Source organism: Vibrio sp. SG41-7 (assembly GCF_014164465.1).
Classification (GTDB): Bacteria; Pseudomonadota; Gammaproteobacteria; order Enterobacterales; family Vibrionaceae; genus Vibrio; species Vibrio splendidus.
Genome location: NZ_JACJFF010000031.1, coordinates 37,594 through 48,548, shown reverse-complemented (window position 1 = coordinate 48,548; position 10,955 = coordinate 37,594). Strand labels below are relative to the sequence as shown.

At 46.5% G+C, this 10,955-nt stretch carries 9 protein-coding genes and 1 pseudogene; 9 read left to right on the top strand and 1 reads right to left on the bottom strand.

The window, feature by feature from the left end; genetic code table 11:
* From H5300_RS10875 to H5300_RS10835, 9 genes and pseudogenes are all read left to right on the top strand, one after another.
* Positions 1-115, top strand: a pseudogene (locus H5300_RS10875) (IS630 family transposase); the annotation flags it as partial.
* A complete protein-coding gene (gene arcA, locus H5300_RS10870) occupies positions 75-1,334 on the top strand; it encodes an arginine deiminase (protein ID WP_182795968.1) in 1,260 nt (419 codons plus the stop codon). The pseudogene H5300_RS10875 and the gene arcA, both read left to right, overlap by 41 nt.
* Positions 1,335-1,407: 73 nt before the next feature.
* Positions 1,408-2,319: a carbamate kinase gene (gene arcC / locus H5300_RS10865; protein WP_004729718.1), complete on the top strand. Its 912-nt coding sequence runs from the start codon at positions 1,408-1,410 to the stop codon at positions 2,317-2,319.
* 212 nt (positions 2,320-2,531) lie between these two features.
* Positions 2,532-3,542, top strand: a complete 1,011-nt coding sequence (locus tag H5300_RS10860; RefSeq protein WP_017094773.1) for an ornithine carbamoyltransferase — start codon at positions 2,532-2,534, stop codon at positions 3,540-3,542.
* 499 nt (positions 3,543-4,041) lie between these two features.
* The gene (pyrB, locus tag H5300_RS10855) at positions 4,042-4,971 is read left to right on the top strand and encodes an aspartate carbamoyltransferase (RefSeq protein WP_017083816.1); all 930 of its coding nucleotides are present in this window, start codon (positions 4,042-4,044) and stop codon (positions 4,969-4,971) included.
* Between the two features lie 15 nt (positions 4,972-4,986).
* Positions 4,987-5,451: an aspartate carbamoyltransferase regulatory subunit gene (pyrI, locus tag H5300_RS10850; RefSeq protein WP_017091570.1), complete on the top strand. Its 465-nt coding sequence runs from the start codon at positions 4,987-4,989 to the stop codon at positions 5,449-5,451.
* Positions 5,452-5,777: 326 nt separating this feature from the next.
* Positions 5,778-6,266, top strand: a complete 489-nt coding sequence (locus H5300_RS10845) for an arginine repressor (RefSeq protein ID WP_004729722.1) — start codon at positions 5,778-5,780, stop codon at positions 6,264-6,266.
* A 175-nt stretch (positions 6,267-6,441) separates the two neighbouring features.
* Complete coding sequence (locus H5300_RS10840; protein ID WP_182795967.1) at positions 6,442-8,307, top strand: protein-disulfide reductase DsbD; 1,866 nt, start codon at positions 6,442-6,444, stop codon at positions 8,305-8,307.
* A 212-nt stretch (positions 8,308-8,519) separates the two neighbouring features.
* The gene (locus H5300_RS10835) at positions 8,520-9,149 is read left to right on the top strand and encodes a response regulator transcription factor (RefSeq protein ID WP_004729724.1); all 630 of its coding nucleotides are present in this window, start codon (positions 8,520-8,522) and stop codon (positions 9,147-9,149) included.
* Here the strand turns inward: H5300_RS10835 and H5300_RS10830 are convergent.
* Positions 9,146-10,897 (bottom strand): potassium/proton antiporter, encoded by a 1,752-nt coding sequence (locus H5300_RS10830; RefSeq protein ID WP_182795966.1) that lies wholly within the window; start codon positions 10,895-10,897, stop codon positions 9,146-9,148. The two genes, H5300_RS10835 and H5300_RS10830, sit on opposite strands and share 4 nt — an antisense overlap.
* Positions 10,898-10,955: the final 58 nt, after the last annotated feature.

Here is a 10,955-nt window from a genome sequence, read left to right as displayed (position 1 = left end):
CTTCAAGGAAGCCATAGACCAATTTTTTACTGTAACTCTTCCAGAGATTGCAGGTTCGTTGACGTCTCGAATCAATGACAATTTTCAGGTGTTTAAGCCTGCATCTTCAAGTTGATTGGGTATATGTAGGTTCTGAAATAGGTCAATTACGCCGCGTTCTAGTTCACCGCCCAAGACGCGCACTGACTCACCTAACACCCTCTAACTGTCACGATTTGCTATTTGATGACGTACTGGCTGTTGAGCGTGCAGGTAAAGAGCATGACGCATTTACTCAAACGCTACGTGATCAAGGTGTTGAGGTTCTTCTTCTTACTGACTTGCTAGCCGACACACTAGCCGTGCCAGAAGCGAAAGATTGGCTACTAAGCTGCCAAGTATCTGATTACCGTTTGGGTAAAACATTCGCCAATGATGTGCGCTGCTACTTGGGCGACTTACCAAACCTAGAGCTAGCAAAAATCCTAACAGGCGGTTTGTCTTACGCTGAGATGCCAATGAAATCATCTTCAATGATGCAAGGCATGCACGCACCAACCGACTTCATTATCGAGCCACTACCAAACCACCTATTTACTCGCGACACATCTTGCTGGGTATACGGCGGTGTATCTATCAACCCAATGGCGAAACCAGCTCGTCAACGTGAAACAAACCACGTTCGTGCTATTTACCGCTGGCACCCAACATTCGCAGGCCAAGACTTCATTAAATACTTCGGCGATGAAGAAAAAATCAATTACGACAACTCTACGATTGAAGGTGGTGACGTTCTTGTACTTGGTCGTGGCGCGGTTCTTATCGGTATGTCTGAACGTACAACAGCACAAGGTGTTGAACACTTAGCATCTAGCCTATTCAAACACGGTCAAGCGACACAAGTTATCGCAATGCAGCTACCAAAACACCGTTCTTGCATGCACTTAGACACAGTAATGACTCACATGAACGAAGATACGTTCTCTGTTTACCCTGAAGTGGTAAGTAAAGACGTGCAGTGCTGGAACCTAACTGGCGATGAGTCTGGCGCTGTAAAAGTGAAAGAAGAAGGCTACTTCGTAACGGCTATCGAAAAAGCACTTGGCGTAGACAAGCTAAACCTAATCACAACCGGTGGCGACAACTTCCATGCAGAACGTGAACAGTGGAACGATGCAAACAACGTGCTAACGGTTAAACCTGGCGTCGTTATTGGCTACGAAGGCAACACCTACACCAACGAAAAATACGACAAAGCAGGCATCACGGTTCTTCCGATTCCAGGAGACGAACTTGGTCGCGGTCGCGGTGGCGCACGCTGCATGAGCTGCCCAATTGAGCGTGATGGTATCTAATCACTAAGACGAAAACGGCCAAGTTGAACGATCTTAAATAATCTCAGCTTGGCCAGAATGAGAGAACACAATTATGACCAAGCAAACTGTTGTTGTTGCACTCGGCGGTAACGCCCTACTTCGTCGCGGTGAGCCGTTAGAAGCCGATGTTCAACGCCGTAATATTGAAACCGCGGTTAAAACCATCTCTGAAATCGCGAAAGTGTACAACGTGGTTCTAGTACACGGTAATGGCCCACAAGTTGGCCTACTTGCTCTGCAAGGTTTGGAATACAAAAAAGTAAACCCGTATCCGCTGGATGTATTGGGCAGTGAAACTCAAGGCATGATCGGCTACATGCTGATGCAAGAGTTCAAGAACTACCTGCCTGACCGCAACATCTCGTGCATGTTGACGCAAATGACGGTTGATCCAAACGATCCAGCATTTGCGGATCCAACGAAGCCGATTGGCCCGATCTACGAAGAAGCAGAAGCGCGTGAGTTGGCGGAGAAATTCCACTGGATAGTAAAACCTGACGGCCAACATTTCCGTCGCGTGGTACCAAGTCCACGCCCTACCGGCATTGTTGAGCACGAAGCGATCACCCAACTTATCGATGCAGGCCACCTAGTGATTTGTACTGGCGGTGGTGGCATCCCAGTGAAAAAAGAGAATGGCAAATTAGTGGGTGTTGAAGCGGTTATCGACAAAGACATGTCAGCGGCTTTCTTAGCGAAACAACTGGATGCGGATGCGCTGCTTATTTTGACCGATGCTGAAGCTGTGTACCTTGATTGGGGCAAACCAACTCAACATGCACTGCGCAGCACCACACCAAGCGAATTGGCGAAGTTTACATTTGATGCAGGCTCAATGGGGCCAAAAATTGAAGCATCGTGCGAATTCATTCAGCAAGGCGGAAAAGTAGTGGGTATCGGTGCACTCGAAGATGGTTTGCAAATCCTGCAAGGCCAAGCGGGCACCAATATCACCAAAGGTTAACGCACTAGCGAGCTTTATCATCTTGAAAAACTTAAAGCTTGAGAACCTTAAAGCTTAAGAAGCTGAAACCTTAAGAGCTTTTAAAGCTTGCGAAAACAGAATTAAACGAAACAAACAGAACCGAACAAATTTAACTAAAAAATTGAATCGCGCTTTCTTGAATTTTCTTTCCCTGTAACAAGAAAGCGCCTAAATCTAAGAAGGAATACATCATGGCTTTTAACCTACGCAATCGTAACTTCCTAAAACTACTAGATTTCACTCCACGCGAAATTCAACACTTGTTAGATCTTTCTATGGAGCTAAAAAAAGCGAAGTACAACGGTTACGAACAGCCAACACTGACTGGCAAAAACATTGCGCTTATCTTTGAGAAAACATCAACTCGTACTCGCTGTGCATTTGAAGTTGCCGCATTCGACCAAGGTGCTCGAGTGTCTTACTTAGGCCCATCTGGCTCTCAAATTGGCCACAAAGAATCAATGAAAGATACCGCTCGCGTTCTTGGCCGTATGTACGATGGCATTGAATACCGCGGCTTCGGTCAAGAAATCGTTGAAGAGCTAGGCGCTTACGCAGGTGTACCGGTATGGAATGGTCTGACTGACGAATTCCACCCAACACAGATCCTTGCTGACTTCCTAACCATGACGGAATACGGCCGTGGTAAACAATTGCATGAAATCAGCTTTGCTTACCTAGGTGATGCTCGCAACAACATGGGTAACTCTCTGATGGTTGGCGCTGCGAAAATGGGCATGGACATTCGCCTTGTTGCTCCAAAACAATTCTGGCCACAAGAAGAGCTATTGGCTCAATGTCGTGAAATCGCAGAACACACGGGCGGCAAAATCACGCTAACAGAAGATGTTCAAGAAGGCGTGCAAGGTTGTGACTTCCTATACACCGATGTTTGGGTATCAATGGGCGAAGCAAAAGAAGCATGGGCTGAGCGTATTAACCTAATGATGCCTTACCAAGTCAACATGGACATGATCAAGGCAACAGGCAACCCACATGTGAAGTTCATGCACTGCCTACCGGCTTTCCACGGCGAAGATACCACAGTAGGCAAACAGCTTGCTGCTGAATATCCGCAGCTTAAAGATGGCGTAGAAGTGACAGATGAAGTGGTCGAGTCTGAATTCTCTATCGTGTTCGATGAAGCAGAAAACCGCATGCACACCATCAAAGCAGTCATGGTTGCGACATTAGGCAGCTAATTACCTAAGAAACTAACCAGTTAAGACGTTAAAAATTAAGAAGCTAAGCACTCACTTGTTCGCAAGACGTTAATAAGTTATGTGCAATGACAGGGAAATGCGGGTGGCGTTCTTGGGATTTTGACCTTGGATAAAGCTCGCATTTTTTTTCATGTAGTTGAATAGATTATCACTTAAAAAAGCCTGAGATTCTCAGTTCCAACAAAGGCTTAAGTGGAAGCTTAAAACGGACGTTATTTCGCATAAAAATCCATTAAATGAATACTTTACAGAAAGTATTGCATGACCTTTTTATCTGAGTATAATCCTCCGCAATTTGTCTTAAGAGAGCAAAAAATGAACCGCAATTTTGTCGCACATGATTGTCAACCAATACGCCTTAGAGTGGCGTTGGTGTCATTTTTATTTTGCTCTATTGATCGTTTCGAAGCCTCCTATTTTTAGGGGGCTTTTTTTTGTCCGCAATTTGACTGTATGCATAGAAAAAGGAAGACCCGTTATGGCGCATTCGTTATTTAACAAGCACATCATCTCCATTCCAGAGCTCTCTCGTGATGAACTGGAGCTTATCGTCGATACTGCCGCAAGACTCAAAGCAGAGCCAAATCCAGAGCTGCTGAAAAATAAGGTTGTCGCGAGCTGCTTCTTTGAACCTTCAACTCGAACTCGCCTTTCATTTGAAACCGCGGTTCAGCGTCTTGGCGGCACCGTCATCGGTTTTGATAATGGCGGAAACACATCGCTGGCTAAGAAAGGCGAAACACTTGCCGATTCGGTGCAGGTCATTTCTTCTTACGTTGATGCCTTTGTGATGCGTCACCCACAAGAAGGCGCAGCACGTTTAGCCTCTGAATTTTCTAACGGTGTGCCAATTGTGAATGGTGGCGACGGTGCGAACCAACACCCAACGCAGACCTTGTTGGATCTATTCTCGATTTACGAAACGCAAGGCACACTCGACAACCTCAATGTGGCATTTGTTGGCGACCTAAAATATGGCCGCACCGTGCACTCATTGACGCAAGCACTATCAAAATTTAATAACGTGCGTTTCTTCTTTATCGCGCCAGAAGTGTTAGAGATGCCAGATTACATCTGTGAAGAACTGGAAGAGATGGGTATCCAATACAGCACCCACAGCAGCATTGAAGAAGTGGTGCCTGAACTGGATGTGCTGTACATGACTCGCGTACAGAAAGAGCGCTTTGATGCGTCAGAATACGCACACATGAAATCGGCTTACATTCTGACGGCCGATACGCTGAAAGACGCTCGCCAAAACATGAAGGTACTTCACCCACTGCCACGCGTCGACGAAATCACCACCGACGTCGATAAAACGCCACACGCTTACTACTTCGAACAAGCCGAAAACGGTGTGTATGCACGTGAAGCTTTATTAGCCCTAGTTCTAAATGACACTTTATAAGCAGGAGATACAGTCATGGTTAAACAAACTCAGCTACAAGTAGAAGCGATCCGTAATGGCAGCGTCATTGACCACATCCCTGCTCATCTTGGGATTAAAATTCTCAAACTGTTCAAGCTGCATAAAACAGAACAACGCATCACCATGGGATTGAATCTGCCATCATCTGCGCTTGGTCATAAAGATCTGATCAAGATTGAGAACATCTTTCTGACCAAGGAACAAGCCAACCAATTGGCTCTATACGCTCCACAAGCGACAGTGAATCAGATTGAAGAGTACAAAGTGGTCAACAAGCTAACACTTGTGCTGCCAGAACAAATCAACAGTGTGTTCGCCTGCCCAAATAGCAACTGTATTTCGCACGGTGAACCTGTAGAAAGTAGCTTTAAAGTGCAGCTAAAACACGAAAACGTACAACTAAAATGTCACTACTGTGAAAAAGTATTCTCTCGCGAGATCATGAGTGAAATTCGCTAACCCTTAGCGCTATTACCTCCGCAACAAAAACCCTTTATAGTTTATGGATATTTATTCCCAACACGGAATAAATATCCATTTAACCAAAGAATAAAACTCCGCAATAAAAGCAATTAACCAGAATTTTGTTTGGTGATCACCTTCAAAAAGATAACTATCCTTTAGTGTTAGACTCAATGAATAGATGATCATACATCTCGCATACCCTCCCTCTTATTTCGGGGTTCATCGGTAAGCCCTAATTAACAATCGTACTCTACGGCTTTGGGAGTGCGTTCTGCGCTATGGACAAGCGATATCAACACGTTGACCCTAAGGAGTTGTTCATGAACCAAATCACTGAGCACGGTTGCTTGTATTCAGCTGAAGATAAAACACTGACTGCCGCGTGCAAACGCTTACTACAACAACAAAGCTTCTCGACCCAGAATCAACTGCGCGAGAAACTCGTCGACATTGGCTATACAGGTATCAGCCAATCGACTGTCTCTCGCATTTTGTCACAGCTTGGCGTTGTCAAAATTCAGAATGCCTGTGGTAAAAAGGTTTACTGCATCACGGTTGAAAGCGCACCTGTGCGTGTCGATGCCTCAATCTCATCACAAATCGAATTAATTACTCACAACCAAGCGATGGTGATCGTAAAAACAAACCCTGGTTGCGCACAGTTGGTCGCAAGATTAGTCGATATCGACCCACATACCGAGATTATCGGTACGGTTGGCGGCAATGACACCGTGCTAATTATCCCGAAAGACACGATGAACATTGATGCTTGCGAACAAGTAGTAAGAGCACGCTTGGGTGTTGCCTAAATGTCTTATTGGCAAGGGCAGTTCACTGCAGTTGCGCTGCTAACCCTCTCTCGATTGCCTAAGAAAGTGGCTCACCCGCCCTAGCGGATATTTGCTGGTCGATGAAACTAATCACAAACTATTACGGTCTGATTGAGTTAAGATACCTTCAACTCCATTTTGATGACTAAATAGTATGCGACGACTTGCCACATTACTTTTTGTTTGTGTTTCCTTGTTCACCCAGCCTGCGTGGGCGCTTTTTGGAAACGACAACGCCGAGCCAAGCTTCGGAGGCAATAACAACGGTTTTGTCCCTGTAGACCAAGCTTTCCCTTTCAATTACTACCAGCAAGACGGCAAGGTCCTTCTCGACTGGCAAGTAAAAGAAGGCTACTACCTCTATCAACATAGCCTCTCGTTCACTGGCCAAAATCTCGCTATCGGCAATGTTGAAATGGAAGATGGCCAACCACACCAAGATGAATTCTTCGGTGAGGTGAGCATTTATACTCAGCCGTTATTCGTGCAAGTTCCGCTACAGAGCTACCAAGATGGCTCACAGCTGATCGTTAAGTATCAAGGTTGTGCAGATGCTGGTTTCTGCTACCCACCAGAAACTCGAGTAATCGACATTGAACCGTTTACTGCGACGAATCCTGGGGATATAAAAAGCAGTGATGTGCAAAACAGCGGTGCCTCACAAGGTTCATCTACTGCAGCTGGTGAAGCGGACAATTCAGTACAACCCTCTTCTCCTACAGCTGACACAGCAAGTAATACCACTCAACAAACCAATGCTCCCGTTTCAAAAGAAGCAGGCTTAGCCGATAAGCTCGGTGACAGTTGGTGGACTCCATTATTATTCTTAGCACTCGGTGTTGGCTTAGCCTTTACGCCGTGTGTTCTGCCTATGTATCCGATTCTGACGGGTATCGTATTGGGTGGCGGCAAGCTCAGCCAAGGCCGCGCGTTAATGCTGTCGTTCATTTATGTGCAAGGCATGGCGTTAACCTACACCTTATTAGGCTTAGTGGTTGCTTCAGCAGGCATGCAGTTCCAAGCGGCCATGCAACACCCTTACGTACTGATCGCACTGAGTGTTCTGTTCGTGACGTTGGCGATGTCGATGTTCGGCGTTTATAACCTACAACTACCAAGCAGTATCCAAACCTGGCTCAACAATCAAAGCAACAAACAACAAGGTGGCAATACCTTGGGCGTGTTCGCGATGGGCGCTATCTCGGGCTTGGTGTGTTCACCTTGTACCACCGCGCCACTGTCAGGTGCGCTGCTGTATGTCGCTCAAAGTGGTGACCTATTAACGGGTGCGATTGCTCTGTATGCGTTAGCGATGGGTATGGGTATCCCGCTGATCTTAGTTGCGGTATTTGGTAATAAGCTGCTGCCAAAAGCAGGCAGCTGGATGGACAAGGTGAAGATCGTATTCGGCTTTATCTTGCTGGCAGCGCCTATCTTCCTGCTAGAGCGAATTATTCCTGAATTATGGGCAACCGTGCTTTGGTCTGGATTAGGCTTCATCGCCTTTGGTTGGCTTTACCACAGCAAGAATGCACTGCCATTCGGCGGCTGGAAACAGAGCGCAGTGGGTATCATCGCGATGCTCGGTCTGTTCGCTTCAGCGCAACCGGCACTCAATTACTGGTTCGCAGAAAAGAGCGTGGTGGTTGAACAGCAAATCCAATTTGCCCGCGTCAACACGGTTGAAGAGTTAGAAATCCAGCTCATCGAAGCGAAGAAACTCGGCAAGCCAGTGATGCTCGACTTCTACGCTGATTGGTGTGTGGCCTGTAAAGAGTTTGAGAAGTACACCTTCCACCAAGCTGATGTTGAGAACAAGCTTTCTGATTTCGTCCTGCTTCAGGCTGACGTAACGAGAAACATGCCTCAAGACATTGAGCTACTTAAACAATTACAGGTACTCGGTTTACCAACCATAGAGTTCTGGGATGGCGAGGGTAACCATGTTCCAAATGCTCGTGTAACGGGTTTTATGGCTGCCGATGTATTCTTGAAACACATGCAAGACCACCAGCTATAACGGCAATATTCACCGAAATATCCGCCTAAACGAAAGCCGCACCGCCCCTCAGTAACGAGATGGCAGTGCGGCTTTTTTGCTATTCAGAGTAACGCTTTCTTATTCCGGGGATAAAAGTCGATATGGTTCAGACTTTTAATGCATAAATATTGTCCACATACTCAATCAGGATGATAATAAATATTAACTAAATTGTTAAAAGTATGAACGTCATGGACTCGACCTATACCATCATCATTGCTGATGACCATCCTCTTTTTCGCAACGCCCTGTTTCAGTCAGTTCATATGGCGATCAGTGGTGCGAACCTGCTTGAGGCTGATTCCCTCGATGCCTTACTGACTCTGCTAAAAAAAGAAGATGAACCAGACCTGTTGCTTCTCGACCTTAAAATGCCGGGAGCAAACGGGATGTCTGGCCTAATTCAACTGCGTGCTGAATACCCAGATTTACCAATTGTGGTGATCTCTGCCAGCGAGGATGCCAGCGTTGTCACTCAGGTGAAGAGCCACGGTGCCTTTGGCTTTATTCCTAAGTCGAGTGATATGCGTGAATTGGTCAGCGCACTCAATCAAGTGCTGAATGGCGACCCGTTCTTCCCTGAAGGGCTGATCACCAACAATGCAGCCTGTAGCGACCTTGCGGAAAAGCTTTCCACATTGACGCCTCAACAATACAAAGTGTTAGGAATGCTATCGGACGGCCTGCTGAACAAGCAAATCGCGTATGAATTGAATGTTTCGGAAGCGACCATCAAGGCGCATATGACAGCCATCTTCCGTAAACTGGATGTGAAAAACCGAACTCAAGCAGTTATCTTGCTACAAGAAATCCACAACTAAGCTTCGTTTACATCCTCTTCTAAAGTCGTCTTAGGCAAACATAAACCCAGCTTGACGACTTTGTGATCATCTATCTCTGCAACCACCCAAGTGATGTCATGCCACTCGAAGCTGTCGCCTAAGACGGGGTGTACCCCAAGCTCTTGATCAACCAATTGTTTTAGCGTCATTTCTCGCTCTTCTTCCGAGCCAAGTTCAATACCATAACAATCGCTTACCGCAGCGACCGATAACCCAACATCTAAGAAGAAGTCACCAAAGAATCGAGCGGCTTCTTCTGCCAAAGGTGCCTCACTGAAGAGCTCACTTAGGCTACCTAGGTCTTTATCTTGACCAAGTACACAGAGAATATCGTTCGCCTCTAATATGGTACTGCCCGATGGGTGAAGCAAGGCATCTTGTCGAAACAGTGCGGTGATGCGCGTCCCTTCAGGCATCGATAAACGCTTGAGCGGTTCACCGACACACCACTTTTCCTCTTTCAGCTTGTAGACAAACATCTCCCATTCACTGGTCGGATAAATCTCGATACCGGTGCGAGAAATCGGTGTTGGCGTTGGCGGTAGAGTCACTTTAGCGAGTCTTGCGACTTTCATTAAGCTGCCGCCTTGAACAATCAACGAAACCATAACCACGAAGAAGGCGATATTGAAATACAGCTGAGCATTTGGCAGACCAGCCATCATCGGGAAAACCGCCAAAATGATCGGAACTGCACCACGTAAACCGACCCAAGAGACAAACCATCGCTCCTTGGTGGTAAAGCTTCTGAACGGCAGCAAACCCAACCAAACCGACACTGGACGAGCAAACAAAATCATACCGAAAGCCAGTGCTAACGCAGGAAGTGCAATGTCCATTAAGGTTGATGGTGTCACCAATAAACCCAACACCAAGAACATCACGATCTGACTTAGCCACGTCATACCATCAAGAACATTAAGAATAGAGTGTCGAGAACGCGTTGGACGATTACCAATGAACAGACCGACTAGGTAAATCGATAATATGCCGCTGCCGCCAAGCATGTTAGAGAACGCAAACAGAGCCACGCCCCCACTGAGTACCAGAATGGAATAAAGGCCATCAGCCAATTGTACTCGATTGATTAAGCTCCATAGAACCCAGCCGCCGCCAATACCAACAAGAGTACCGATACCAAACTGCATCGCAAAACTTTGCAGTAGGAAGTTCATTCCCATCTCAGCGTCAGGGTTACCTAACAGCGCAATTAAGGTCACCGTCAGGAAAACCGCCATTGGGTCGTTAGTGCCCGATTCGATCTCTAGAGTTGAACCTACACGCTCATTGAGACTCTGCCCTTTCAGCAAAGAGAATACCGCTGCCGCATCGGTTGAACCAACAATCGCCCCAACCAAGATGCCCTGCATTAATGACAAGTCAAACAGCCAAGCCGCCATTAATCCGGTTAAGGTTGCTGTACATGCGACACCTATCGTCGCCAGCGAGAGCGAAGGCCAGAAAGCGACCTTGAAGCTCGCCACCTTGGTTCGCATACCGCCATCCAACAGAATCACGGCAAGCGCAAGGTTACTCACCAAGTAGGTCAGTGAGTAATCATCGAAATGAATATTACCGGGTCCATCTTCGCCCGCCAACATACCAACGAACAAAAAGATTAAAAGAATCGGAACGCCCAATCGAGAGGACACTTGTGAGAAAAGTACACTGATGGCGATGAGTACCGCACCAGTTAAAAATAAGTGATTAATGGTTATTGCGTCCAATTCGTTCCCCCAAAGAATAAAACTCGAGCTTTAAGCCTGTTGATCTTTTGCCACTAGC

Coding starts and splice junctions, on each gene's coding strand:
- arcA (WP_182795968.1), top strand. CDS start 75: ATGACAATTTTCAGGTGTTTAAGCCTGCATCTTCAAGTTGATTGGGTA.
- arcC (WP_004729718.1), top strand. CDS start 1,408: ATGACCAAGCAAACTGTTGTTGTTGCACTCGGCGGTAACGCCCTACTT.
- H5300_RS10860 (WP_017094773.1), top strand. CDS start 2,532: ATGGCTTTTAACCTACGCAATCGTAACTTCCTAAAACTACTAGATTTC.
- pyrB (WP_017083816.1), top strand. CDS start 4,042: ATGGCGCATTCGTTATTTAACAAGCACATCATCTCCATTCCAGAGCTC.
- pyrI (WP_017091570.1), top strand. CDS start 4,987: ATGGTTAAACAAACTCAGCTACAAGTAGAAGCGATCCGTAATGGCAGC.
- H5300_RS10845 (WP_004729722.1), top strand. CDS start 5,778: ATGAACCAAATCACTGAGCACGGTTGCTTGTATTCAGCTGAAGATAAA.
- H5300_RS10840 (WP_182795967.1), top strand. CDS start 6,442: ATGCGACGACTTGCCACATTACTTTTTGTTTGTGTTTCCTTGTTCACC.
- H5300_RS10835 (WP_004729724.1), top strand. CDS start 8,520: ATGGACTCGACCTATACCATCATCATTGCTGATGACCATCCTCTTTTT.